General features: G+C 35.9%; 23 protein-coding genes and 6 pseudogenes. 18 read left to right on the forward strand and 11 right to left on the reverse strand.

The window, feature by feature from the left end; translation table 11 throughout:
- The first annotated feature begins 370 nt into the window (after positions 1–370).
- Positions 371–1,129 (forward strand): copper homeostasis protein CutC, encoded by a 759-nt coding sequence (cutC, locus tag AC01GB_RS15550; protein WP_474452611.1) that lies wholly within the window; start codon positions 371–373, stop codon positions 1,127–1,129.
- Here the strand turns inward: cutC and cmoB are convergent.
- The 3 genes and pseudogenes from cmoB to AC01GB_RS15565 form a co-directional block, all read right to left on the reverse strand.
- A pseudogene (gene cmoB, locus AC01GB_RS15555) lies at positions 1,116–2,144 on the reverse strand (tRNA 5-methoxyuridine(34)/uridine 5-oxyacetic acid(34) synthase CmoB). The gene cutC and the pseudogene cmoB sit on opposite strands and share 14 nt — an antisense overlap.
- Positions 2,144–2,900: pseudogene (gene cmoA / locus AC01GB_RS15560) on the reverse strand (carboxy-S-adenosyl-L-methionine synthase CmoA). Before cmoA ends, cmoB begins: the two co-directional pseudogenes overlap by 1 nt.
- A gap of 127 nt (positions 2,901–3,027) precedes the next feature.
- The gene (locus AC01GB_RS15565) at positions 3,028–3,426 is read right to left on the reverse strand and encodes an MAPEG family protein (protein WP_474452612.1); all 399 of its coding nucleotides are present in this window, start codon (positions 3,424–3,426) and stop codon (positions 3,028–3,030) included.
- Between the two features lie 277 nt (positions 3,427–3,703).
- Here AC01GB_RS15565 and aspS point away from each other — a divergent pair, with 277 nt between their 5' ends.
- The 7 genes and pseudogenes from aspS (at position 3,704) to AC01GB_RS15600 (ending at position 9,978) form a co-directional block, all read left to right on the forward strand.
- On the forward strand, positions 3,704–5,467 hold the full coding sequence (gene aspS, locus AC01GB_RS15570; protein ID WP_474452613.1) for an aspartate--tRNA ligase: 1,764 nt from the start codon (positions 3,704–3,706) through the stop codon (positions 5,465–5,467).
- Positions 5,468–5,472: 5 nt separating this feature from the next.
- The gene (gene nudB / locus AC01GB_RS15575; RefSeq protein ID WP_474452614.1) at positions 5,473–5,910 is read left to right on the forward strand and encodes a dihydroneopterin triphosphate diphosphatase; all 438 of its coding nucleotides are present in this window, start codon (positions 5,473–5,475) and stop codon (positions 5,908–5,910) included.
- 30 nt (positions 5,911–5,940) lie between these two features.
- Positions 5,941–6,684, forward strand: coding sequence for a YebC/PmpR family DNA-binding transcriptional regulator (locus AC01GB_RS15580; RefSeq protein WP_474452615.1), 744 nt, complete (start codon positions 5,941–5,943; stop codon positions 6,682–6,684).
- Positions 6,685–6,773: 89 nt separating this feature from the next.
- Positions 6,774–7,295, forward strand: coding sequence for a crossover junction endodeoxyribonuclease RuvC (gene ruvC, locus AC01GB_RS15585; protein ID WP_474452616.1), 522 nt, complete (start codon positions 6,774–6,776; stop codon positions 7,293–7,295).
- 68 nt (positions 7,296–7,363) lie between these two features.
- Positions 7,364–7,979 (forward strand): annotated as a pseudogene (gene ruvA / locus AC01GB_RS15590) (Holliday junction branch migration protein RuvA).
- A gap of 21 nt (positions 7,980–8,000) precedes the next feature.
- Positions 8,001–9,017: a Holliday junction branch migration DNA helicase RuvB gene (gene ruvB / locus AC01GB_RS15595; protein ID WP_474452617.1), complete on the forward strand. Its 1,017-nt coding sequence runs from the start codon at positions 8,001–8,003 to the stop codon at positions 9,015–9,017.
- A gap of 454 nt (positions 9,018–9,471) precedes the next feature.
- Positions 9,472–9,978, forward strand: a complete 507-nt coding sequence (locus AC01GB_RS15600; protein WP_474452618.1) for a lytic polysaccharide monooxygenase — start codon at positions 9,472–9,474, stop codon at positions 9,976–9,978.
- A gap of 805 nt (positions 9,979–10,783) precedes the next feature.
- Here AC01GB_RS15600 and znuB read toward each other — a convergent pair.
- Together znuB and znuC are read right to left on the reverse strand one after the other, a co-directional pair.
- A complete protein-coding gene (gene znuB, locus AC01GB_RS15605; protein WP_474452619.1) occupies positions 10,784–11,569 on the reverse strand; it encodes a zinc ABC transporter permease subunit ZnuB in 786 nt (261 codons plus the stop codon).
- Entirely contained in the window at positions 11,562–12,338 is a 777-nt protein-coding gene (gene znuC / locus AC01GB_RS15610) for a zinc ABC transporter ATP-binding protein ZnuC (protein WP_474452620.1), read from the reverse strand. The genes znuB and znuC overlap by 8 nt, the downstream gene beginning before the upstream one ends.
- Positions 12,339–12,412: 74 nt before the next feature.
- Here znuC and znuA point away from each other — a divergent pair, with 74 nt between their 5' ends.
- The 3 genes from znuA to lpxM all read left to right on the forward strand — a co-directional run bounded on the left by znuA (position 12,413) and on the right by lpxM (position 15,849).
- A complete protein-coding gene (gene znuA / locus AC01GB_RS15615) occupies positions 12,413–13,369 on the forward strand; it encodes a zinc ABC transporter substrate-binding protein ZnuA (protein WP_474452621.1) in 957 nt (318 codons plus the stop codon).
- Positions 13,370–13,392: 23 nt separating this feature from the next.
- Positions 13,393–14,742 carry a murein DD-endopeptidase MepM gene (mepM, locus tag AC01GB_RS15620; protein WP_474452914.1) on the forward strand — a complete coding sequence of 450 codons (1,350 nt, stop codon included), beginning with the start codon at positions 13,393–13,395 and terminating at the stop codon, positions 14,740–14,742.
- A 135-nt stretch (positions 14,743–14,877) separates the two neighbouring features.
- Positions 14,878–15,849, forward strand: a complete 972-nt coding sequence (gene lpxM / locus AC01GB_RS15625) for a lauroyl-Kdo(2)-lipid IV(A) myristoyltransferase (RefSeq protein ID WP_474452622.1) — start codon at positions 14,878–14,880, stop codon at positions 15,847–15,849.
- Positions 15,850–16,606: 757 nt separating this feature from the next.
- On the opposite strand, the gene AC01GB_RS15630 is transcribed toward lpxM, so the two are convergent.
- The 3 genes and pseudogenes from AC01GB_RS15630 to hexR all read right to left on the reverse strand — a co-directional run bounded on the left by AC01GB_RS15630 (position 16,607) and on the right by hexR (position 19,664).
- Positions 16,607–16,771 (reverse strand): hypothetical protein, encoded by a 165-nt coding sequence (locus AC01GB_RS15630; protein ID WP_474452623.1) that lies wholly within the window; start codon positions 16,769–16,771, stop codon positions 16,607–16,609.
- Positions 16,772–17,192: 421 nt separating this feature from the next.
- Positions 17,193–18,603 (reverse strand): annotated as a pseudogene (pyk, locus tag AC01GB_RS15635) (pyruvate kinase).
- A gap of 263 nt (positions 18,604–18,866) precedes the next feature.
- Positions 18,867–19,664 (reverse strand): annotated as a pseudogene (hexR, locus tag AC01GB_RS15640) (transcriptional regulator HexR).
- A gap of 341 nt (positions 19,665–20,005) precedes the next feature.
- Here hexR and zwf point away from each other — a divergent pair.
- From zwf to AC01GB_RS15660, 4 genes are all read left to right on the forward strand, one after another.
- Positions 20,006–21,481 (forward strand): glucose-6-phosphate dehydrogenase, encoded by a 1,476-nt coding sequence (gene zwf / locus AC01GB_RS15645; protein WP_474452624.1) that lies wholly within the window; start codon positions 20,006–20,008, stop codon positions 21,479–21,481.
- A gap of 415 nt (positions 21,482–21,896) precedes the next feature.
- A complete protein-coding gene (gene mdtJ, locus AC01GB_RS15650) occupies positions 21,897–22,307 on the forward strand; it encodes a multidrug/spermidine efflux SMR transporter subunit MdtJ (RefSeq protein WP_474452625.1) in 411 nt (136 codons plus the stop codon).
- A gap of 1 nt (position 22,308) precedes the next feature.
- The gene (mdtI, locus tag AC01GB_RS15655; protein WP_474452626.1) at positions 22,309–22,641 is read left to right on the forward strand and encodes a multidrug/spermidine efflux SMR transporter subunit MdtI; all 333 of its coding nucleotides are present in this window, start codon (positions 22,309–22,311) and stop codon (positions 22,639–22,641) included.
- Positions 22,642–23,465: 824 nt separating this feature from the next.
- On the forward strand, positions 23,466–23,846 hold the full coding sequence (locus AC01GB_RS15660) for a hypothetical protein (RefSeq protein WP_474452627.1): 381 nt from the start codon (positions 23,466–23,468) through the stop codon (positions 23,844–23,846).
- Positions 23,847–24,023: 177 nt separating this feature from the next.
- On the opposite strand, the gene AC01GB_RS15665 is transcribed toward AC01GB_RS15660, so the two are convergent.
- A complete protein-coding gene (locus AC01GB_RS15665) occupies positions 24,024–24,206 on the reverse strand; it encodes a hypothetical protein (protein ID WP_474452628.1) in 183 nt (60 codons plus the stop codon).
- Positions 24,207–24,363: 157 nt separating this feature from the next.
- Between AC01GB_RS15665 and AC01GB_RS15670 the strand changes: the two genes are divergently transcribed.
- The 3 genes from AC01GB_RS15670 to AC01GB_RS15680 all read left to right on the forward strand — a co-directional run bounded on the left by AC01GB_RS15670 (position 24,364) and on the right by AC01GB_RS15680 (position 26,186).
- Positions 24,364–24,762, forward strand: coding sequence for a lytic polysaccharide monooxygenase (locus AC01GB_RS15670; protein ID WP_474452915.1), 399 nt, complete (start codon positions 24,364–24,366; stop codon positions 24,760–24,762).
- 13 nt (positions 24,763–24,775) lie between these two features.
- Complete coding sequence (locus AC01GB_RS15675; RefSeq protein ID WP_474452629.1) at positions 24,776–25,081, forward strand: hypothetical protein; 306 nt, start codon at positions 24,776–24,778, stop codon at positions 25,079–25,081.
- 619 nt (positions 25,082–25,700) lie between these two features.
- Complete coding sequence (locus AC01GB_RS15680; protein WP_474452916.1) at positions 25,701–26,186, forward strand: M10 family metallopeptidase C-terminal domain-containing protein; 486 nt, start codon at positions 25,701–25,703, stop codon at positions 26,184–26,186.
- A 168-nt stretch (positions 26,187–26,354) separates the two neighbouring features.
- Here AC01GB_RS15680 and AC01GB_RS15685 read toward each other — a convergent pair.
- Positions 26,355–26,453 (reverse strand): annotated as a pseudogene (locus tag AC01GB_RS15685) (RidA family protein); the annotation flags it as partial.
- Complete coding sequence (locus AC01GB_RS15690; protein WP_474452630.1) at positions 26,408–26,578, reverse strand: RidA family protein; 171 nt, start codon at positions 26,576–26,578, stop codon at positions 26,408–26,410. The gene AC01GB_RS15690 and the pseudogene AC01GB_RS15685, both read right to left, overlap by 46 nt.
- Positions 26,579–26,677 lie beyond the last annotated feature (99 nt).

Consider the following 26,677-nt stretch of genomic DNA (forward strand, 5'->3'; position numbering starts at 1 on the left):
ATCAGATAGGATCGCTTTTTATCATCTTGCTAAATGACAATAGAGGATTTTTGATTTATCTAACTTTAAAAAATTACACGACTGCAAAAATTGCAATTTTGATTAGAAATATTAATTTAAAAAAAGGGCTATGTTAAGTCTCTTTATTTTCCAGATTAAAATTTATCTTCATGAAAAGTTAAAAATATATTGAAAATTTGTTATCAAAAGTTAATGGTCTTTTATAATAAAATATTATCCTTTTCCATTAAAATTAATTACTTGTCTCAATTACTGTTTGAAAAACGGGTATTTTATTTGCAGAATAGTATGCTTATTAATTGATAATTAAAAATAGAAATAACAATAATTAATCAGAGGTGGCAGTATTATGATAACCTTGGAAATTTGCTGCTATGGAGCTGAATGTGCGCTAATTGCGGAAAAATGTGGCGCAGATCGTATTGAACTTTGTTCCAGTCCAGCTGAAGGTGGATTAACGCCTAGTTATGGTTGTTTAAAACAGACTAAAGATACGATAAAGATCCCCGTTCATCCAATTGTACGTCCTAGAGGAGGGGATTTTTGTTACAGCGATAGTGAGTTTGAAATTATTAAACATGATGTTAAATTTATCAGGCAGTTAGGTTTTCCTGGTGTGGTATATGGCATATTGAATCGAGAAGGGCATATTGATATACCGCGTATGCGTATTTTAAAAGCATTATCTGGGGATATGGCGATTACTTTTCATCGTGCATTTGATATGTGCATTAGCCCAAAACAGGCCTATGTACAGCTGACAGAACTTGGGGTTGCCCGTATATTAACCTCAGGCCAGCAGCAGAATGCGGAATGTGGTTTACCATTATTGAAAGAATTAAATGCATTATCTAGTAAAACTTCAAATGGGCCGATAATCATGGCGGGTGCTGGGGTGAAATTGTCAAATTTGCAGAAATTTATTGATGCAGGTTTACCGGAAGTACATACATCTGCTGGGAGAGTAATGCCATCGACTATGAACTACCGCAAAGCAGGGGTAACGATGAGTTCCAATATGGAGATGGATGAATTTACTCATTATTGTGTAGATAGTGATGTGGTGGAAGCAATGAAAAATTTATTAGCGATTGCTAATAATGACTGATTATAAGTTTAGTGCAATGACGGTATTCAATACCGTCAAGTTTACCTTTTTTGGCAACTAAAGTTGCGCGTAGAGGAGCCAGATAACCTTCAATTGTCAAATGCATGTTATTTGGGTCAAGAAAATTTGCTAATGATTCGGTTTCCATCCAGGCTGTTTTTCGCTGTTCTTGTACGGTTGTTACTGTTTGAGCAACAATATGCACATCGCAAAAGCCACACTTTTCTAGCCAGATTTTAAGCATTTTGGCTGAGGGAATAAAATAAACATTACGCATTTGAGCATAATGTTCTTCAGGTATTAAGCATTGGTTTTCATCACCTTCAATAACTAAACTTTCCAGTACTAGCTCACCACCTGAAACTAATTGATTTTTTAGCTGATAGAGATGATCTAACGGTGAACGCCGATGATAAAGTACACCCATTGAAAATACAGTATCAAAAGCAGCTAGCGTCGGTAGTTGATCGATACCTAGAGGCAATAGATGAGCTTGTTGATTATTGCCAATTAATTTACGTATGGCTTCAAACTGACATAAAAATAGTTGGGTAGGATCAATACCGATGACAGTTTTTGCGCCTTCACCAACTATTCTCCACATGTGATAGCCATTACCGCAGCCGACATCAAGTACCTGTTTACCTGTTTATCTGTTAATGGTGACAGATGAGGCAGTATACGTTGCCATTTCCAGTCCGAACGCCATTCGCAATCAATATTAATATCGTAAAGGGAAAATGGGCTAGATAGGGCATTAGGCTTTTTAGCAGTAAAGTGATCCGTTGCTTATCTTTAAAAAAAGTGGTAACTCATTTTTGGCTATTACTGCGGTTTTTAGATCTAAGTGATCGGGTGTCAGAGCGGGAAGATTTTGCACTATTTTTTGCCAACAATTAAATTGCCCATGTTGAGTGGTTTTTTTCCATTGTTCAATTTGGCATGGCAGCGTTTCTAACCAATGACTAAGTGATCCTACGGCGATTTGTTGATAAAAATGTCCAAAATCTATCATCAAACTTGTTCCTTGATAGAGAGTAGCGAACCGAAATTGAAACATTGAAACCATAAGTCACAATGATTAAACCTAGCTGCGAGCAAACGTGATTTATGTTTGCTAATCGAGTCCGTTAACATGCTATTTTCTAGCATATTGCGTTTTTGACTTATCTCTAATTCACTATAGCCATTGGCACGCTTGAAATCATAATGCATATTAAATAGTAAATTGCCAATTTTCTCGTCGCTAAAATTAAATTTTTCTGATAACACTAAGACACCGCCAGGATTTAGTCCTTGGTAGATCCGGTTAATTAATTGTTGTCGAACGCTTGGGGGCAATAAATTGTAGGGTAAAATTTAATACCACCATTGAGGCATTTTGTATGTTGATATCGAGAATATCGCCTTTAATGATTTCAACCGGCGTATTCGCTTTGTAAGCATGAACATTTCGTTGGCAACGCTCAATCATGGCCGCTGAATTATCAATAGCAATTATTTTACAATTTTTAGCCTCAATATTACGACGAATTGATAATGTCGCTGCGCCTAAAGAACAGACCAGATCATAAATAGTGTTATTGGCTGTGACGAAACGTGTCGCGAGCATACCAATCATAGTAATAATATTTGAATAGCCGGGAACAGAAGGTTTGATCATATCAGGAAAGACTTCGGCAACTTTTTCATCAAATTGCCAATCACCTAAATTGGCAATAGGAGTGGCAAATAAGGTGTCTTTCTGTTTATCTAAAATTTGGTTGGACATAACCTGTGAATTAATTAAATAGCAAACGGTGATTAATTCTAACAGATTTTATGTTAGGACATAAATTAAAACTCATTAACATGGCAAAGCGTATAATGATGACCATGTTAATGAAATAAATCTTGTATTAAAGATCAAACGAAAAAATTTGTATCCAAGGCAAATAATAAATGTTAACCAGGATCACTAAAATCATAGAACTATAAGTAGTTATTTGGCCAAAATGGCGCCAAGTTCGTTCTCTATGTTTTAGGCCAAAGTAATGAAAAATTCTGGAGATGATGAAAATTAACCCACAAAGATGAATAACCCAAACGGGTGCACCATTCATCACCATCATCAATAATAACAGCATAGAGATAGGAATATACTCAATCGCATTACTCTGAACGCGTAATGCTGTTTGTAATTCACAAAAACCACCATCACCGTAAGTAACTTGATACTGAGTTCTGAGTTTAATGACTTCCAAAGATAACTTAAACAATATTAAAGCACTAAATACAATGTACAGAGAACTAACCATTTTTTCCCAATTTTATTAGGAAAAACAGTGAAATATGAAATAATGATACATCTCAAAACTTCAACAGTTACCATAAATATAGTATTTAAATCAATAAAAAGCTTTCAGATTGCGAATAAGTTAAAAGTTATCTGGCCAATATGATAAGGCGTACTTATTTCCTAGTAGAAATTTCTGTATAATAGCGATATTTTTTGATTATGTTTAAATTAATAGCACTAAAACGGCTAGTGCAAGCGACTCTGCAAGTTGAGTATGATGAGTAAAAGGATATCGTATGCGGACAAATTATTGTGGGCAATTAGGTGTTGCTCACGTCGGACAAAAAGTGACTCTCTGTGGCTGGGTTAACCGCCAGCGTAATTTAGGTAAATTAATTTTTGTCGATATGAGAGATCGCGAAGGTTTAGTTCAAGTTGTTTTTGTGCAGGAAAATCATGCCGAACTTTTTACCCAAGCGTCACAGTTACGCAACGAATTTTGTATCCAGATCACAGGTATGGTACGAGAACGTGAACAAATCAATAAAGAGATACCGACCGGTGAGATTGAAATTGTTGCACAAGCATTGACGATTATTAATCGTTCTGAACCATTACCGATAGATAGAAATCAAAAAAATTCCGAGGAAATAAGATTAAAATATCGTTATCTTGATTTAAGGCGCCCGGAAATGGCAACGCGCTTAAGAGAGCGAGCGAACATTACTAGTTTTGTGCGTCGTTTTATGGATGCAGAAGGTTTTGTTGATATTGAAACGCCCATTTTGACTAAAGCAACACCAGAAGGTGCGCGTGATTATCTTGTTCCAAGCCGCGTTCATAAAGGTGAGTTTTATGCTCTGCCACAATCACCACAACTTTTTAAACAATTATTGATGATGTCGGGCTTTGATCGCTATTATCAGATAGTAAAATGTTTTCGTGATGAAGATTTACGAGCTGATCGCCAGCCTGAATTTACTCAGATCGACGTAGAAACCTCTTTCATGACTGCTGAGCAAGTTCGTGAAGTGATGGAGCGTTTGATCCGTCAATTGTGGCAGGAAAATAAAGGTATTGAGTTAGGCACTTTTCCGGTAATGACTTTTGCTGAGGCCATGCAACGTTATGGTTCAGATAAACCAGACTTACGAAATCCTTTAGAATTGGTTGATATTGCTGATTTGGTCAATGCCGTTGAATTTAAAGTTTTTGCTGAAGCTGCCAATGATCCAAAAGGCCGTGTGGCTGCACTTTGTGTTTCAGGCGGGGCCACATTAACGCGTAAACAACTTGATGGTTATACTGAATTTGTTGCTATTTACGGCGCCAAAGGATTAGCTTGGATGAAGGTTAATTCGCTGACTGAAGGTCAGGCAGATATTCAAAGCCCGATAGCTAAGTTTTTACCACCATCGGTGATTGATAATTTGTTAGCACGTACCCAAGCTAAAGCGGGTGATATTTTGCTATTTGGTGCTGGTAAACAAAATGTTATCAATGATGCAATGGGAGCGTTACGGTTGAAAGTAGGGCGTGATTTAGCAATCACACAAAATAATAGCTGGAAACCGTTATGGATTGTTGATTTTCCAATGTTTGAAGAGGATGAAAATGGTGAGCTTCATGCTATGCATCATCCTTTTACTGCACCGAAAGATTTTACCCCGGAGCAACTACAAACCAATCCTTTAGCGGCCGTGGCTAATGCCTATGATATGGTCATTAATGGTTATGAAGTTGGTGGCGGCTCAGTGCGTATCCACCATAATAAGATGCAACAAGCTGTTTTTGAAATTCTTAATATTAGCCAATCAGATCAGAAAGATAAATTTGGCTTCTTGCTTGAGGCATTACAATATGGAACACCGCCACATGCAGGTTTAGCATTCGGTTTAGATAGACTTGTTATGTTATTAACGGGAACAGAAAATATTCGCGATGTGATTGCGTTTCCAAAAACAACCGCAGCAGCTTGTTTGATGACCGATGCACCCAGTGTGGCTAATCCGGCCGCATTAGCGGAATTGGCGATAACTGTTGCTTCAAAAACTAAATAGATACTATGCAATATAAACGGCCTGAATCAGTATTAGTTGTGGTTTATGTACAATCGAGTCGCCAAGTACTGATGCTACAGCGGCGTGATGATCCTGATTTTTGGCAATCAGTTACCGGTAGTCTTGAGGATAACGAAACTCCCAGAAAGACGGCATTGCGTGAAGTTAAAGAAGAGATAGGCATTGATATTATCAAACAGCATTTGACGTTAGTTGACCTGCAACACAGTCTCTATTTTGATATTTTTTTAAAATTTCGCCACCGTTATGCTCCGGGTATAACCCAATGCAAAGAGCATTGGTTTTCTTTGGCCTTACCGCAAGAGCAGGATTTTTTATTGAAAGAACATTTGGCTTTTCGTTGGTTACCTGCTGCTCAGGCAGCAGCATTGACCAAGTCATGGAGTAACCGTCAGGCGATTGAACAATTTGTTCTAAAATGATTTTTATTGACGTATTTTGGGAGATATTTCATGGCAGGTCATAGTAAATGGGCCAATACCAAACACCGGAAAGCGGCGCAAGATGCTAAACGGGGTAAAATTTTTACTAAAATTATTCGTGAACTGGTAACAGCGGCTCGTTTAGGTGGCGGTGACGTTGCATCAAACCCACGATTGCGTGCAGCGATTGATAAGGCATTATCTAATAATATGACGCGAGATACGTTAAATCGAGCAATCGCACGTGGTGTAGGTAGTGATGACAATGATAATCTGGAAACGATCATTTATGAAGGCTATGGCCCAGGCGGTACGGCTGTTATGGTTGAATGCTTAAGTGATAATCGTAATCGTACAGTTTCTGATGTCCGCCACGCCTTTACTAAGTGCGGTGGTAATTTAGGTACCGATGGTTCGGTTGCTTATTTATTTACTAAACGTGGCGTGATCTCATATGCACCAGGCATTGATGAAGATAATTTAATGGAAGCGGCATTAGAAGCGGGTGCAGATGATGTCGAATCTTATGATGATGGCGCCATCGATGTTTATACTAAGCTGGAAAGCTTTGGTGATGTAAAAGATGCTTTAGCTGCGGCCGGTTTTAAGGCTGAAACCGCCGAGGTGACAATGATCCCGTCAACCAAAGCAAATTTAGATGCTGACACTGCACCTAAACTTTTACGTTTAATCGACATGTTGGAAGATTCTGATGATGTACAAGAAGTGTATCATAATGGGGAAATTTCAGATGAAGTTGCGGTTCAGCTATAATTAAATCAACTTTTTATATTAAGAGATAGCATGCTGATTATCAGTATGCTTTTTCTTTGCATGTTTAACCTACTCAGTGAGTCAAGAATATGGCAATTATTCTTGGGATTGATCCTGGTTCGCGTATTACCGGTTATGGTGTTATTCGTCAACAAGGTCGACAGTTGATCTATTTAGGTAGTGGCTGTATACGTACTCAGGCAGAGGATCTGCCAACACGCTTACAACGTATTTATTCAGGTGTCACTGAAATCATTACCCAATATCGACCGGACAGTTTTGCTATCGAACAGGTGTTTATGGCAAAAAATGCAGATTCTGCTCTAAAATTAGGTCAAGCAAGAGGCGTGGCTATTTTAGCTGCAGTTGATAATCAATTACCAGTTTTTGAATATGCGGCGCGACAAGTAAAACAATCCGTTGTTGGCACGGGAGCGGCGGAAAAAAAACAAGTTCAGCATATGGTCTGCTCAATATTGAAATTGTTATCGCATCCTCAAGCTGATGCTGATGCTTTAGCTATTGTGATCACGCATTGTCATTTTAATCAAAATTTGGCTCAAATAGGTGAGCCAGAACTATCATTGGCTAAAAGACGATTGCGTCAATAACTAGATATAAACCCAGTATTTTTTTATAATACAAGCATTAGCAGAATAACCTAAAAGAGGAAATCGATGTGATTGGTCGCTTGCGAGGCACTATTTTGGAAAAACAGCCGCCTATTGTTTTACTCGAACTAAATGGTGTAGGTTATGAAGTTCATATGCCAATGACCTGTTTTTTATGAATTACCAGAAATTGGTCAGGAAGTGATCTTATGGACTCAATTTATCGTGCGTGAAGATGCGCAGCTACTATATGGCTTCAATGATAAGCAAGAAAGGGTATTATTTCGTGAGTTAATTAAGGTTAATGGGGTGGGTCCTAAATTAGCGCTGGCCATTTTATCCGGTATGTCAGCTTATCAATTTGTTTCTGCGATAGAACAAGAAGCGTTTTCTAGCTTGGTAAAATTACCGGGTGTTGGCAAAAAAACCGCAGAACGACTGGTGGTTGAAATGAAAGACCGCTTTAAAGGACTTAATGGCGATCTATTTAATAATAGTGCGATAGATTTACCGGGCTCATCAGCGGCAAAACAAAATAGTCATGATATTGAAGCCGAGGCGGTTTCGGCATTAATTTCTTTAGGCTATAAACCACAAGATGCGAGCCGTATGATCGGCAGAATTGCTAATGGAGCTGCTAACTGTGAAGCATTGATCCGCGAAGCATTGCGAGCTGCATTATAAATAATAAGTAAGGACCAAACTATGATTGAGGCTGATCGTTTAGTTTCTGCTGAGAATTTACCTGATGAAGACGTGATTGATCGCGCTATTCGACCAAAATTCCTTACTGAATATGTCGGGCAACCTCAGGTTTGCCAACAGATGGAAATCTTTATCCAGGCAGCTAAATTACGAGCTGAAGCACTTGATCACTTGCTGATTTTTGGTCCACCTGGGCTTGGTAAAACGACATTAGCGGGTATTGTGGCGAATGAATTGGGCGCAAATTTACGTACCACCTCCGGCCCAGTGTTAGAAAAGGCAGGGGATTTAGCGGCAATGCTAACCAATTTAGAACCGCATGATGTACTCTTTATTGATGAAATACATCGTTTATCGCCAGTTGTAGAAGAGATCCTTTATCCGGCAATGGAAGATTACCAACTGGATATAATGATAGGAGAAGGGCCTGCTGCGCGTTCAATTAAAATTGATCTACCTCCTTTTACTCTCGTTGGTGCAACAACCAGAGCCGGCTCACTGACATCCCCACTTAGAGATCGTTTTGGTATTGTTCAGCGTCTTGAATTTTATAATGTCGATGATTTACAGACGATTGTATTACGTAGTGCTCACTTTATGGGGTTAGAAATTTCTGATGCCGGTGCGAGACAAATTGCGATGCGCTCACGGGGAACGCCGCGGATAACTAATCGTTTATTACGGCGAGTAAGAGATTTTGCCCAAGTAAAAGGCGATGGTATTATCGATGGTGACATCGCTTCACAGGCATTAGATATGCTTAATGTTGATTCAGCCGGTTTTAACTATCTTGATCGTAAGTTATTGATAGCTATTATTGATAAATTTATGGGAGGACCGGTAGGATTAGACAATGCGGCTGCTGCAATTGGTGAAGAAAGGGAAACCATAGAGGATGTTCTTGAACCTTTCCTGATTCAGCAAGGATTTATTCAGCGTACTCCCCGTGGTCGAATTGCGACTGATCATGCCTACCGCCATTTTGGGGTTAATAAAGATCATGATGATGCTAATTAAGTTTATTAATGGGGTTAAATTTATTGCTTGTAATTCGCTAATATAATCATGCTAATTATTTTCAATGCAGCTTAACACCGGGTTAGGCTGCTATTTATAATATATGAATAAATAATAATTTATTTATGATTATTATTTGTTATTTTTATTAACCATTTTTATTATCAATGAACTTTTTATTTAATTAATGCATTATTAATATAAATTGATGATATTTAACTCTCAAAAATAAGCAATAGTTTAATATTAATTATATTATTTTTATTGATGTTTTTGCCGTTGTTAAATAATAATTTTACGGTAGTTTTCATTATGTCTGCTAACTATTTTTTTTATAAATAAAATTAGCTAATTACGGAATAAACTGAATGAAAATAAAATTATTATTATCAATGTTATCATTAGCAATGTTAGTATTATAAGTTTTGCCAGAGAAAATACTCTCCTCAATCCTATGCATGGTTATATCGATTTTCCTACTAGTCGAGCTTATCTGTGTTCGTTAGGTAAAAATGGTAATTGTGGTGCGGTTATGGTTGAACCCCAATCGGTTGAAGGTCGTAAAGGTTTTCCTCGGCGTGGGCCAGCTGATGGAAAAATTGCCAGTGCGGGACATCGTTGGTTTGGTGAGTTATATGAACATACTGCTACTCGTTGGACTAAAGTTGATGTTTCACCCGGTAAAAATACTTTCCATTGGACGTTGACCGCACCTCATCGAACTACAGGTTGGGAGTATTTCATCACTAAACAAAATTGGGATCCTAATGCGCCGTTAGCCCGTAGCTCATTTGATCTACAACCATTTTGCAGTCGTACAGATGGGGGCAAATGCCTTCATTTGAGGTCTCAATTGATTGTAATGTACCGTACCGGTTATCAGGTTATTTTAGGTGTATGGACAATTTACGATACTGGCAATGCATTTTATCAAGTGATAGATGCTAATATGAAACCTTAGTTATTTTTCACTAACTGGCTAAATATTGTCATAATTGTATTTAATAAAATTGTCATTTTTTTGGAGGTAAGCTAAAACTTGCCTCTACATTATTTTTAGTTTCGATAGCTAGAGCAGGACGATTTATTTTAATTTCTGCTTATTTATCAATGATAAGTTAAATATATCTTCTAACTAAATATCATCAGTCAAATTTTATTTTTTAGTTTAAATTACATTTAACAAAAAATTATTTAGTTTTATATATAGAGTAATCGATTTATTTCATATCTTATAAAGACTTTTGAATTAAATATTATTCTATTAGGAATAGAAGATAAATGAAAAAATATTTATTAGATCTGTCATTGCTACTATATTTGCCTGTGTTTCTGCGAATGCCTGTGCAGCAAGTAAAAATACTCTATCACTAAATTATGCACAAAGTCATCTACAATTTAAAGATGAAGAATTTCAGGATAAACCTATGGCTTAATTGGAGCGGCTCGTGGTAGAGTTGAGGTAAAATCACCATTCGCAAATGCTTTTAAAGACACTGAAATTGAATTAGCTTATGGTGCGGGTTTACAAATTAATTCGGTGGAGAATTTATCTATTGATGTTACTTATGAACATACCAAATTATCTTTTGAACATACTAATTTAAAAATATAAAAGTCGGTACATGGATGCTTGGTGTCGGTTACCGGTTCTAATTTGATTAGCAAAATAAAAACTCACTACAAGTCATAATTGATGGATTTGTAGTTAGGGAATAGGGTGTTTAGGTAATTTTAAAAATAATTTATTTTATCGCATGAATAGATTAGTTTTTTATTTTAATAAATAAACTTAATACAAATAAAGCACTGACACAGATCACAACCGAGGGGCCTGCAGGTGTATCGTAATAGGCAGACAGAGCAAGTCCAGCCGTCACGGCAAACATACCGATAATAATAGCAACTACTGCCATTTGCTCTGGTGTTTTGGCAAATCGTCTACCAGTAGCGGCAGGAATAATTAATAATGATGTAATAATTAAAGCCCCAACAAATTTCATGGCAATACCTATGGTAAGGGCAGTAACCAGCATTAATAATACCTTAAGCTGCTGTATTTTTACGCCATCAACAAAAGCTAAATCCTGATTAACTGTTATTGACAGTAAATTACGCCATTGCCAGACAATAATTGAACAAACAATAGCAACACCTATCGCGATTGAAAAAACATCCTCGCTGGTTACCGATAATAGATCACCAAATAAATAAGCCATCAAATCCATACGAACATTGTCCATTAAACTGACGACGACTAATCCAAGTGATAGGGCACTATGCGCCATTACGCCTAATAGGGTATCGATGGCCAGATGTGGGCGCTTTTCTAGCCAGGCTAATAAAATTGCAAGAAGAAGGGTGATAGCAATAACGGCATAAAACAGATTAACATTGAGTAATAAACCAAAAGCGATACCAAGTAATGAAGCATGAGCGAGAGTATCACCAAAATATGACATACGCCGCCAGACAACGAAAGAGCCTAGTGGTCCTGCGGCAATGGCTAACAGCATACCAGCTAACCACCCAGGTAGTAATAGTTCAATCATGATGACAGTTCCCTGTAGGTTTGTCATCAATCTCATTATTTAAATCGCATTGATGATTATGATTATGATTATGATGATGGTGGCGATAGATACTGATCTTTTCTATCCCACGATGGCCGAACATAGCAATAAATTCGGGATCTAAAGCCACATCCTCTGGCCGACCAGAGCAGCATATTTGTTTATTAATACAGAGTACTTTATCAGTTTTTGCCATCACAAGGTGGAGATCATGTGAAATCATAAAAACAGCACAATTTGATTCGGTACGAATATTATCAATTAGATTATATAAAGCGACTTGACCATTGATATCTACACCTTGTGTAGGTTCATCTAAAACAAGTAATTGTGGTTGATTCAGTAAAGCACGGGCAAGTAGAACACGTTGAGTTTCCCCGCCAGATAGTTTTTGCATTTGTTGCTCGATAAGATGATCAGCGCCGACACGTATTAAAGCAGGAATAATATTAGTAGTTTTTACTCCAGGTTTTAATGTCATAAAACGTTTAACGGTCAAAGGCATTGTCATATCCAGCGATAATTTCTGTGGCACATAACCGATGCGCAATTTGGCTTGGCAAATTATTTCTCCTTGACTAGGGTTAATTAAGCCGAGGAGTATTTTAGCTAGCGTAGATTTACCAGCACCATTTGGCCCCAATAGTGTTAATATTTCTCCAGCATATAGATCAAAGGAGATGTTTTCGACAATTTGGTGTGAACCAAAACTAACAGCAATATTTTTTAAGCTTAATAGCGTTTGCATGGTAAATAATTCTTGCAGGATGATTAAATTGTTATAATATAACATTATCAAAATTAGTCTATGGAAACTATTCTATGTTACACAAAACAAAAAAAAATTGTTCAAAAAATTATGGAAAAAAATACATTCTTGCTGGACTATTACTCAGTTTCTTATCTACTACTCAAGCTGATGTAGTTACGTCAATTCGTCCGTTAGGTTTTATTGCCGCAGCCATTACTAATGGTGTTACTGATGTACAAATATTATTACCTGATGGTGTTTCACCCCATGATTATGCTTTAAAACCTTCCGATCTGGAAAAAATCAAAACTGCTGATCTTTTCATTTGGGTTGGCTCAAATTTAGAAAATTTTTTAGAGAAACCATTAGCACAATTGCCCACTGAAAAACGGATCACATTAGCTGAAGATCCAGCTATAAAAGCACGCTTACTGAAAAGCAGCGAAGATAGCACAGCGGTAAATAATAAAAATTCTCATGGTCATCATCATGAGCATCATTCACATGGTGAGTATAATATGCACATCTGGTTGTCACCAGACATTGCAGGTATTGCTGCTAACATTATTCACCACCGATTAGTCGCTTTATATCCTAAATATAAAAAACAGTTGGACGTAAACCTTCGTAAATTCGATGAGAAATTGACACAAACTGATCAAAATATTGCTAAGATGTTACAGTCGGTTGGAGATAAGCGATATTTTGTTTTTCATGATGCTTATGGTTACTTTGAAAAACGCTATCATTTAGCCTCATTAGGTTATTTTACTATTAATCCTATCATTCAGCCTGGCGCCCAAAGACTATATCAAATAAGAACAATGTTGGCTCAGAAAAAAGCAGTTTGTGTTTTTGCTGAACCACAATTCAGGCCAGCGGTGATTAAAGCTGTTATAAAAGATACCGATGTATATATGGGGATATTAGATCCATTAGGGAGCGGCATCGGGTTAAGTAAGGATAGCTATGTGGAATTTTTAACAGCGTTATCTAATCAATTTAAAAGCTGCTTGGATAAGAACTAGAAGGAATTTAATACGTGCAGCAGATGGCGAAGACTATCGTTCAGGTATATGGCAATTTGCCTAAACCGCATAAAATTATGCTAGGCACATTAACCATAGCAACATTGGCTGTCGCAATTTGGCGGCCTGTTGTTATTCAACCCGATGATAAAGATGAAAATATTTCTCAAGAATCATCGCCAATAAAACCAGGTATTATTCTTGGTAGTAAAGATAAAAGTGAAACTAATACCAGCCAAGTAGATAACTCGGATACTGATGATATTATCACCGATAGCAGCGAACAGTTACCTGATGAAGGGGTAACTGATGAAAAGGGAGCTGATACACCTGATGAACATGTTGTTTCAAACGGTGATAATCTAACTAGTATTTTAACTCAGTATGGTTTAGATGCTGGTGATGTGGCGGCTCTTTCTAATCAACACCGAGCGTTACGGAATTTGCAAATAGGGCAAACGTTAAGCTGGGAATTGAATAAAGATGGAGAATTACAGACACTGACATGGATTATTTCACAGCGTGAAACACGTGTTTATACTCGCCAAGGTGCCTCTAGTACTTTTAATGAAGAGAAGCAAATTTGTCAAGGTGTTTGGTCTGATAAGGTTATCCAAGGTAAAATAAACGGTAATTTTACCTCTAGTGCAGTTAATTCAGGCTTAACATATAACGAAGCTCGTGAAGTGTCTAAAGCACTACAATGGCAGATCGATTTGCGTAAGCTAAAGTCAGGTGATAAGTTTTCGGTCTTGTTAAGTCGTGAAATGTTTGATGGTCACAGTGAACAGAGTCGTTTGTTGGGGGTTCATTTATTAACTAATGGTAAGAATTACTATGCCTTTCGAGCTGAAAATGGGCGCTATTATGATAGTGAAGCTAATGGCTTAGAGCGCGGTTTCTTACGTTATCCTACAGCCAAAACCTTTAGAGTCTCTTCTCCTTTTAGTTTGCGTCGTATAAATCCGGTAACAGGGCGTCCAGCTATTCATCAGGGAGTTGATTTTTCTATGCCCGTCGGGACACCAATATTAGCGGTTGGTGATGGTGAAGTTATTGTGGCGAAATATAGTGGCGCGGCCGGTAATTTTATTGCTATTCGTCATGGGCGTCAGTATACCACTCGTTATATGCATCTACGTAAATTATTGGTTAAACCAGGTCAGAAAGTAAAAAGAGGTGAACGCATAGCATTATCAGGTAATACTGGACGTACTACCGGTCCTCATCTTCATTATGAGTTATGGTTTAATCAGCGCGCAGTTAACCCATTAACAGCTAATTTACCTCACTCAGGTGGATTAACAGGTAAATATCGTCAACTCTTTCTGGCATCCGTTAAAGAGAATAAATCGCAGCTGGCAAGCGATTAATATGATTTTTGTTAGCTAATTAGGTTGTGAACTAGCATTTTATTTACTGCCATAATTATTTTCTGTAAATCATAAGGTTAATATTATAATGTATCTCAGATTTTAGATTTTTATACGTTGTATTTGAGTGTATTAATGAATAAAAAACAGGATACAGATAGTAAACTTGGTTATATTCCTACCTTTCATCGTATTTACCTACATCCCAGATATTGGGGGATGTGGGTTGGTGCATTGCTATTAGCTGGAACAGCTTATTTGCCTATTAAGTTACGCGATCTGTTACTGGCAAAAATGGGTAAGTTAATTGGTAAGTTAGCAAAAGGCTCGCGTAGGCGGGCAAAAATTAATTTGCTTTATTGCTTTCCAGAATTGACGGAGCAGCAAAGAGAGAAATATGTTGATGAAATGTTTGCTGTAGCACCGCAATCTTTTGCAATATTAGCCGAATTAGTTTTACGCGGCGTAGATAAAACTTTAGCACGAACTCATTGGCATAATGAACAAATTATTGAACAATTAAAAGAGCAACAGCGTAATATTATTTTTATGGTACCTCATGGTTGGGCGGTTGATATTCCAGCCATGTTATTAGCGGCTCGAGGCCAAAAAATGGCAGCCATGTTTCATCATCAAAAGGATCCTGTGGCTGATTATTTATGGAACAAAGCGCGTCATCATTTTGGTGGTCGTTTACATTCTCGTGAAGCGGGCATTAAACCTTTTATTGCCAGTGTTAGGCAAGGTTATTGGGGATTTTATTTACCAGATCAAGATCATGGTGAAGAACATAGTGAGTTTGTTGATTTTTTTGCAACCTATAAAGCAACCTTACCGGCAGTAGGGCGGTTGATGAAGGTTTGTAAAGCGGAGATTGTGCCATTATTTCCGGTTTATGACTATAAAACTCACCAATTACATATCTATATTCGTGAGGCAATGGCTGATATTGCCGGGCAAAGTAATCACTATATTGCCAGGCGCATGAACGAAGAGTTGGAATATTTAGTTAAACCCTATCTGGCACAATATACCTGGATATTAAAATTATTAAAAACGCGCAAAGCCGGAGAGATAGAGACTTATTGCCGCGATGATCTTTATTAATAAAAAAATACCGCTTGATAGCTAATCAAGCGGCGCAAGATAGCAATAAAATTATTTATAATATATTTTTACTTTTTTTATCCCATAATAAATGTAATAAAAAAATAATATTTTTGGTGAAATAAGGCGTATTAATAAAAAGAATTAGATATTTTGTTAGTCAGTTAAATTATGGCTAAGCAACTAATTAATTAAGTTTATAAAAAAAATTTTTTTTATATTTTTATCAAAATAACCTTTTCCTTTATAAGTCTCAAGTGTGACGATCCCTTCGGATGCTTTAATGCCCGCATCCTGGTGGTTAATTAAATGTTTAGTGGTAATATTTATTGAAGATGGGATAGTATATTCATTATCCTTAATAGCGCCTAAAGCAGAAATTATATATTTATTAGTAATATAGTCTGCTTTAATCGAGATAACACCTATTTCCGCCTTATTTTCTACAACGCCAATCGTACCTTTATTATTTAAATACTGGTAAAGATCCTTAATTGATTCGCGTAAATATAGCTATTTTCTGCAAGTAAAAATGTTGTTTTATCTCCGGTCAAACCGGAAATTTTTCTATTATTATAATTATAACCATCGATTTCAGTTTTAACATTACCAACAACATAATACTGCTTAGCGACATTAACTTTGGCAGCATTATTAAAACGAACATTTCCTGCGTATATAGTGAGGTTGGATAAAAATTTGTTTTTTGCATTTATCGATGAATTTCCATTCCCTCATACTCCTAAACCAGTAAAAATTATTTTCCCTTATCAGTCTGGTAGTTTATTGTGTTATTGGCATAATTCATTTTACCAGCAACTAAATCAACTCCGGTTGTATTGCTAAACTGACAGTCATCGCAGGTAATACCATTAGGATTGACAATAACAACTTTTGCTGGAGATCCTTTTATATTTAGCAAACCATGTAAATTTGTTTTTTTGCTAGAATTAATTTTTGATTAATAATTAATTTTGCTGATTGTGCTCCTTGAGCAAGCATATTTTTATTTTGATTTGCATCGTTATTAAGTTGTACTATTACGCCTTTATTAGTATTAACTTCACCTTGGTCAGATATTGTAAACTTACTTTATTTGTTTTTTTCTATTGTAGAATAAATTATTATTCCGTTATATTTTATTCCTTGATTGATTGTTAATGTTGGTGTTAATAATAAACTAAGAGCCAATAAACAGTAGCTGAAATTATTTTTTTCTGATTCATTTATTAGAAAGAATAATGACTGGGTCATAAAAAAAAGTGGTAAAAAATGATAGTAATATTTTAGGTAATTAAAAACCCCGTGTATATAACGGGGTTAAATGTATTTATGATGTGAAATTATTCGACTTTTAATATTCGGCAGGTATTGGTGCTACCAATCTGACCCATTTGATCGCCCTGGGTAACTAAGACTAAATCAGCTGGTTCAATATAATTTTTTCCAGCAGGCATTGAATGGCATTTTTAACAGCATTAATCGTATTAGTCTCTTTATTACAATAAATCGGGGTTACGCCACGGTATAGAGAACACTGATTTAAGGTCTTTTATGATAGGAGATAGAAAATATTGGTAAACCTGAACTGATCCGAGACATCATACAAGCGATACGGACTGATTCTTTCATGGCAATAATCGCTTTTATTCCTTTGAAGTGATTGGCGGCATACATAGCTGACATCGAAATCGCTTCTTCAACGCTGTCAAATATATCATAGAGGTGATGTTTCGCAATATTTATGCCAGCCATCTTTTCTGCTCCAAGGCAAACCTGAGCCATGGCTTCAACGGTTTCAGCAGGATATTGGCCTGCCGCTGTCTTGGCTGATAATATAACGGCGTCAGTGCCATCCAGCACAGCATTAGCAACGTCTATTACTTCAGCTCGGGTTGGCATGGGATTAGTGATCATCGATTCCATCATCTGGGTGGCAGTGATGGCAATACGGTTTAGTTGGCGTGCCCGGCGTATTAGTTTTTTTGTATGCCGACCAGCTCAGGGTCGCCAATCTCAAGACCTAGGTCACCTCGAGCAACCATGACTACATCTGAGGCTAAAATAATTTCGCCAATAACTTTGTCATTGGCAACCGCTTCAGCTCGCTCCACCTTAGCGACAATTTGACAATCACAACCGGCTTCTTGAGCCAGGCGTCGGGCATAATTTAGATCTTCTGCTGAGTGGGGGGAAAGAAACCGCTAAATAATCGACACCGATCTGAGCTGCGAGCAAGACATCGGCTTTGTCTTTATCTGTTAGTGCTTCTGCGGATAGCCCCCCAAGTTTATTGATCCCTTTATTGTTTGATAGTTGTCCACCAACAGTTACTTCAGTAAGAATTTGCTGATCTTTTACCGTAAGTACTTTTAATTGAACGCGTCCATCATCGAGTAACAGAATATCACCTGATGCCACATCATTGGGTAAACCTTGATAGTCAATGCCGACTTTTTCTTGATTACCTTCACCTTTGGCTAAATTGGCATCTAAGATAAATTTATCGCCAACATGAAGGAAAATTTTTCCTTCTTTAAATGTTGAAACGCGAATTTTAGGGCCTTGTAGATCACGAAGAATAGCGACATGTTGTGCTAATGATTTCGCAAGTTCACGTACTTTTTTTGCCCGTTATAAGTGATCTTCTGCTGAGCCATGAGAAAAGTCTAGACGAACAACGTTTGCGCCGGCTTTAATCACTTTTTCCAGGTTATTATCACGATCAGTCGCGGGACCGAGAGTAGTAACAATTTTCGTTCTTTTAAGTCATCTCGACATTTATGACCCCGTTACTTATTAAAATTGTTGTTGGTTGATAGGTTATTACATAGAAATGAAATTAATCCCTTTATTAAAGTGTGCTGTTGTATCATTTAAATGCCTTAGCTAGATAGAATATTTTTTGCAGTAAAACGAACAGATCTATAGCTTGCTGATATTGATCTGTTTGCTAAAGGTAAATAGCACTAGAGTTTATCAGGATATACATTATGTAATATATCTTTTACGCGCTTTCAGTTATCTCTAAAATTTTGCCCTCGACGTAAAATAAAGCCAGTTGCTAGCACATCTATTAATGTCAACTGTGCTAGTCGTGATACCATCGGCATGTAAATATTGATATATTTTGGTACAGCAATTGCGATAGATAAGGAAACGATTTGTGCTAGAGGGGAATTAGCGGTAGTAATAGCAATGACTATAGCATCATTGGCTTTAGCCACTTTAGCTTATTCAACCACGTTTTGCGTGTGCCCAGTAGGCAAAATGCAAATCACAACGTCACCATAGCGATAGTTAATACAATATATGTGTTGCATCATGACATCAACGAAATAGACTACTGGGATATAAAAACGAAAAAATTTACTCATAGCGCCATGGGTAACTGCTACTGAGGAAGCTAAACCAAAGAAAGCGATCTTGTTTGCTTGGGTTAATAGATCGATAGCACGATTAATGTTTGTGGTATTTAGGTTATCTTTTACAATACCGAATTGCGCGATGGCGGCATCAAAAACTTTTTGCCTATGGCAACTGACACTATCATCTTGATCAACCAAACGATTAACATAGGATGTTCCATTGCCGAAGCTTTGTGCTAATCGTAATTGAACATCAGGAAAACCCTTGGTATCTATTCTACGGCAAAAACAATTTACAGTGGGTTCGCTCGCATTAGCCAATTTAGCTAGGCTTGCAATACAAAGGTGAATCGCTTTTTGCAGGCTTTCAAGGATTGAATTGGCAACTTTCTTTTCTGATTTACTGAAATACTCAAAGTTATTATTTATTTGTTCTAATGTGTTCATACTGAAAAGCTACCCGTTTTACTAATATTGCCGAAGGGGGATTCTTGTTACTTAAGTCAAAATATACTATGCGTTGTTTGGTCAGTAATGAAAAAAAGGAAGTTATTAACTGAAATTTTGTTAAAAATATGACGGGCGTCTAATTTACTTTGCATTTTAGTTTAATAAATATGAAGAATTAAAAATTATATATAACTAATCAAATTTGTTGCGAATTATTTTTTGAGCAAAATAAAATACCGTGGCTTTGTTTACCTGGTCGAATCAAAAAGGTACATTTATTTTCTCGATTGAAGCTATCATAGCACTATAGAATTGGTATTTAAGGAGAATCCCATATCATGGCAATTAATAAAGCTGTTCAGGCATGTAATTTAATTATTTTCGGCGCAAAAGGAGATTTGGCTCGCCGCAAATTATTGCCTTCCCTTTATCAATTGGAAAAAACGGGCTATATCCACCCTGATACGCGTATTATAGGGATTGGTCGGGCTGAATGGGATGCTGCCGCCTATATAAAAGAAACTAAAGATGCGTTAGAGACTTTTCTAAATGAGGAAATGGAGCCCAGTTTATGGCAAAAATTAAGTAAGCGCCTTGATTTTTTCAATTTAGATGTTCAGGATCTGAACAAATTTAATTCACTAGCAAAATATCTTGAGGGTGATAGTAACCCCGCTATATTTTATTTTGCTATGCCACCAACGACTTTTGGTGCGGTTTGCCATGGCTTAGGCCATGCTGGCCTCAATAAGAAGCCTAACCGGGTTGTTATGGAAAAACCATTAGGCAGTGATCTTGCCTCTTCCCAAGATATAAATAATGAGGTTGCTAAGTATTTTAAGGAGAGCCAAATTTATCGTATTGATCACTATTTAGGTAAAGAAACAGTGCTCAATTTATTAGCTTTACGTTTCGCCAACTCTTTATTTATTAATAATTGGGATTATCGAACGATTGATCATGTACAGATCACAGTTGCTGAAGAGGTTGGTATCGAAGGACGCTGGGGTTACTTTGATCAAGCTGGGCAGATGCGTGATATGGTCCAAAATCATTTATTACAGATCTTGACTATGATTGCCATGTCACCGCCTGCGGATTTAACTGCAGATCGCATACGAGATGAAAAAGTTAAAGTATTGTGCTCATTACGTCGGATTGATTATCGTAATGTACGTGAAAAAACTGTCCGAGGTCAATATACATCAGGCTCTATTCAAGGCAAAAAAGTGGCTGGCTATCTTGCGGAAGAAGGGGCAAATAAATCCAGTAAAACGGAAACTTTTGTAGCAATTCGAGTTGACATTGATGATTGGCGTTGGGCTGGCGTACCATTTTATTTAAGAACTGGCAAACGATTAGCGGCAAAATGCTCTGAAGTGGTGGTTTATTTTAAAAAACCGGCGTTAAATATTTTTTCTGATTCTTATCAGGATCTACCACAAAATAAATTAACTATTCGATTACAACCTGATGAAGGAATTGATATTAAAATTTTAAACAAAGCGCCGGGTCTTGAGCATAAACATCATTTACAGACGACAAAATTAGATCTGAGTTTTTCTGAAACATTTAATCAAATCCATTTGGCTGATGCATATGAACGTTTATTACTAGAAGCTATGCGTGGCATTCAGGCTCTGTTTGTCCGTCGGGATGAAGTAGAAGAAGCTTGGAAATGGGTGGATTCTATTATGGACGCTTGGGCAAAGGATGATCAGCCACCTAAACTTTATCAGGCGGGTACATGGGGACCTGAGGCATCTGATGCGATGATCGCCAAAGATGGTCGTTCATGGAATGAGTTCGAATAGTTTTTGTCTACGTAATAGGGTAATGTGTTTAGGTTTATCACCCTTATTTTGGTAGCTTTTTGCATTTTTGCTGGAATTTATTATAATTATTTGAGTAAATACAATGGTTATGATATAAATAGCTTTGTATTTATTCTATCAATAGTGAGGATTCATAGTATATCATACGGTTGGCCGTATGATGCATGAATAAAATATCATGTCTAGCGTGAAAAATCAACGTAGTAGCTATCATCTTTTCTTATCAAAAATATCTATTATTTCTAGTGAACATCACTGGTGTGGTGCATTGTAGCGTCTCCTGTTGCTAATCGGTTTTACCGTAAATGGACTTGTAATTTAAATCATCACTTAGTTATTACCAATTTAGGTATTTATCTATTGCTTTGATGATTGTTAATAACAGGATAATATAATGATTTATTGGATATTTTTAGCATCATCGATTGTATCAGAGGTCATTGGTACTTTATCAATGAAGTATTCTAGCGTCAGCGGTGATATGACTGGCTTATTGGTAATGTATTTTATGATTGCTTCATCTTATATATTATTGGCAATGGCAGTAAAAAAAGTTGCTCTTGGAGTAGCTTATGCTCTTTGGGAAGGTATTGGGGTATTTTTTATAACAGCATTTAGTGTTTTGTTATTTAATGAATCATTACCACCAATGAAACTTATTGGATTAGCGTTACTTATTGTGGGTATAGCGCTAATAAAATCGGGTACTAAAAAAACTAGCACACTATATTCGATAAAACAGGGGAAAAAAATTACGCCAAAAAGGCCATTAAATAAAATGACTAAAGTTGTTAAGGAGGCATAATATGTTAGCGGAATATCAATGGTGGCATGGTGCCTTTCTATTTCTGGCCGTTATTTTAGAAATAGCGGCTAATATTTTTTTAAAGTTATCAAATGGATTTAAGCGACTGTGGATAGGTGTATTATCTTTAATTGCCGTTTTAGGTGCTTTTAGTGCATTAGCTGTAGCGGTAAAAGGTATTGAGCTTTCGATTGCTTATGCACTTTGGGGGGTTTTTGGTGTTGTAGCCACGGTTGCCGCCGGTTGGATTTTGTTTAATCAACGGCTAAATTATAAAGGTTGGGGCGGTATTATTTTATTGATTACCGGGATGGTCGTTATCAAGCTGGCATAATTGTATTTCAGCTGCTAGGACATAACACTGATTAGTAATGGCTAATAGAATAAAATAAAGGATTTATTTTTTTACCGCGCTCTATGTATCGACCCTTTTTAACTATAAATAACCCCATTAATGAGGGGTTATTTATATTAGTTTATGCCATATAGGTAAACTGAGTGTTGGCGCATAGTTGGGAGAGGATAACAGCAGGCCGATTATTTATGCAGATTTAATAGACTATTTTCTGTTCTGTTAGATATCAATTGCATCGTTAAAATTTGAATTGTTTACCGATATAATAATTTTTAATTATTTATTCTCAATTTTTTAAGCTAAATATTTTTCTATGTTTCAGCAGATGTCAAATTTAAATGTTGTTTATTCTGCCTATTTAGTAAAAATCCTTTTTTTAATATGATAATAGCTAGTAACAGTAATTACTATTATTTCAATATGATATATTACCTATATTTAGCATTATATCTAATTCCAAATGCTTATCTCTAGGATTATATTTCAATATTTATAAAAAATAATAATGGGATTTTATTATAATATTTAGTTTCATTTTAAAATATTTTATAAATGAGGCTGATATTTTTCTTTATTTATATTCCAAAAATATAAGCAATAATATGTTTTATAACTTTTTATTTATAATATAATTAATATGTTATTTAAATAATGAAATTGAATGTCATAAACAATTATTTATATTACTCTGTAACTTACATATAAAATTAATAATAAATGAATAATAGGATATTAAAGATGAAAAAATATATACGCAAGTAAAAGAATATAGCAATAATAATTTTAAACACTATAATGTAGGTATGGCAGTTTATGATCATGCCTTAAATATTTGGCAAGGATTTAACGTAAAAATACATAGAGATGGTAGTGATAAACCTGGACATGATTTCCTCGCCCAGCCCAAAAAAGATAACGGTCCAATCAAAATTAAACTGTTTAGTATTGAGGACGGAAAACCTACATCTTTCGATTTTGCTATTAGTACACAATATAATCCTAATGGTAATAACTTAATTACTGGCAGCTATACCTCTGCAAAAAATAAAAACACTGGTAAAGTTGAAATTATTGATTTCAAATACGATACTAATAGTGGACTTAAACTTGATTTAGCTCCATTGCTTGAAGGTAGCGATGAAGATCCTACCTGGAATTTTTTAATGACAATAACAGCGTGTTAAAACAGATAATTTATTTTTATATCAGCAGATGATTTAAATTAATTTAATGCAATAAATTAATTATGCCATCAACCAGCTAATTATCACGCTAATAACAATCACCTAGTAATAAATTGAGTAATAGTAACTATTTAATTAGGGAAAATAGTATTAATGATCCGGATTTAAATAATTAGTCTATAATACACTTTGCGGTTCATATTTTATATCACCACAATTTTCATTTAATGCTTTTATTTCGTTTTTTTTCTTTACGCATTTATATTCCCGGTTTGCAGGCGATTTTATATATCCATGAGCCAATAGATTTGAAGATACAGTTAATATCAAGCACATTATAATAATTTTTTTTAATTTCATAGGTTTTTCCTATTTAAACATTAAATTAATTAATATATTTCCTTTAAAGTTTCAAAAGAAATCCCTATAAAACAGACATCTATAAAATATTAATCTATAATAAAAATTCTATTATGGATTTTTATTTAATTTATAGAAGAAAATTTTTTTTCATTTAATTGTAGAACAACGCACCGGATTTCCTGACAACGAGAATTTCCCTAAGAATGGTAAATTAGCTAGTGGGGCTATTGTAAGATTTAGTAAATTAGATGAAGCGGGTAAAGATAGATGGCATAAAACTGAAATGCAAGTAGGAAACAATGATTTTTTGTGGCATCTTACTGCTCGACATAGTACAGCAAACTGGCGCTATTATATTACTAAAAATGGTTGGAATAGTAGCGTACCTTTAGAACGTGTGTCATTTGATTTAGAACCTTTCTGCTCCCAATACGATTATGGAGCAATACCAAAACCAGACGTTACTATGACTTGTAAAGTACCTGAAGATCGAACCGGTTATCATGTAATTTATGGCGTTTGGCAGATTGCTGATACGAGCAATAGTTTTTAATTAAGTGGTAGATGTGATTTTTTCTGATAACGATAACAAACAACCTACCGAACCGGTTATCACAGAACCGGCAGTAACGGCAACTAACCAGCCGACGAAACCGGTTGTTAGCCAACCGACTGAAACAGCAACAACTCAGCCAACTGAATCAGTTACCACACTAAATACCGGTTCGAATACAGCATTAAGTACGGGTTCGAGTACAACGTTGAATACCAGTTTGAATACAAACCTAATTGTGGCACCGGCTACTGCTACTAATACTGGCTCTACATTAGATGATAATGAGATAGATATTCTGTTTCATAACTCTATTTAAGGAGACGGAATAATTGATTGAAACATATTAATAATAGGTTCTGGCGCTTAAAGATAGCTACCTTTTATGTGGTGTTCATTGGCTATTAAGCTAGCTGATTTGTTGAGTATCGCCACTATGATGTTTTACGCCTTAAGCCTTAATTGTTAACGCTAGAAATTATTTATTGTTCAAAAATAATTTTGCCACTTCTAATGCAACAAAGAGAAAATGACAACAAAAATTTGAAAAAATAAAAAATAAGCATAAATTTAATTAATAATTTGTTTTTTTCAATATTTGTTAAAATGGGGGTGATCATGTCGGTAATAGGGGGCGTATACCAATTTTAAACAGAATGCAGCCGGTCAACAAATGATACGTCAACATGCCACCTGGAATAGTGAGCATCAAATTGGGCAACCTGCAACAGTTACTTATTCTTTTAGCCGATGGTAAGAGTTTTATGATGCTTACGACCAACTAACAGAATACCAGCAGGCACAGGAATTGCATTAGATAGCTGGGCTGATCGCGATAGGTGCTTATGGGCAAGATACTATAATTGGTAATAATGTCGATAATATAATTAGGTGGTGCTGGCGGAGATGTTATTTATGGCTGCTTAGGGCAAGATATACTGTGGGGTAGAGGTCCAACATTTAGGCAGACTGATGGCACAAATAATAGTTCTTCAAATTTGTTTTCGTATCAAAGTTATTATACCAATGACGTAGAAAATAGTGAGCAGCAAACAGATTTTAAATATGTAGATCATTCCTCACCGTTGAGAACTGGCCTAGTAGAAAGAAATATTTTTGTTTATCTGTCGTTTGAAGATTCAAAATCGAGTGCCCCGGATAGGATCATGGATTTTCAAACAGGAGAAGATAAAATTGACCTATTTTGTCTAAATAAAATCTTATACGATAACTATAGTGGGCAGCATATTCTTAATATTGTTAATGATTTTGACAGAAAGCCAGGAGAAATGAAGATCATTTACGATCCAGTAAGTCACTGGAGTAGACTATTAATTAATACAAATAATGATGATATATCTGATTTTGCTATTGATATTTATGGTTATATTAATAAATTCACTGACTTTATCTTAAATCAATAAAAAGCCTATTTCTGAATAGATCAAAAGTAGGTTATTGACAACTCACTCACTCTGTTTTTTATCAACATAGCTAAGATAGGATTATTTCTATATTGAGCAAGCTGTTCATTTATCTTTACCAAGCTATTAGAGCCGGTTTGCAGGCTCTAATAAATGCCTTTAAGATTATTAATCCGCCAGTGCGGCAACAATTTTGATCTCTATTTTATATTTGGGATTCATTAAAATTGCTTGTACTGTACAGCGAACGGGGGCTTTACCAGCAACGCGCTGGTTGTTTGTTGATGAATATAACCTTCAAGATTTTCAGGAACGCTGGTGTAATAGAGGGTATTGTTAAATATGGTAGCTTCGGACCAGCGATTTTCTGGATCAAGATATTGAATAGCCATTGTTATTCCTGGTTTTTTAAATATTAAGTCGTTGCTATATTGTCTACTAAAATCTATTTTTTGTCATGGTAATAGGTTATTTAATATAATAATGAATAA

The organism is Candidatus Arsenophonus phytopathogenicus, assembly GCF_056113345.1.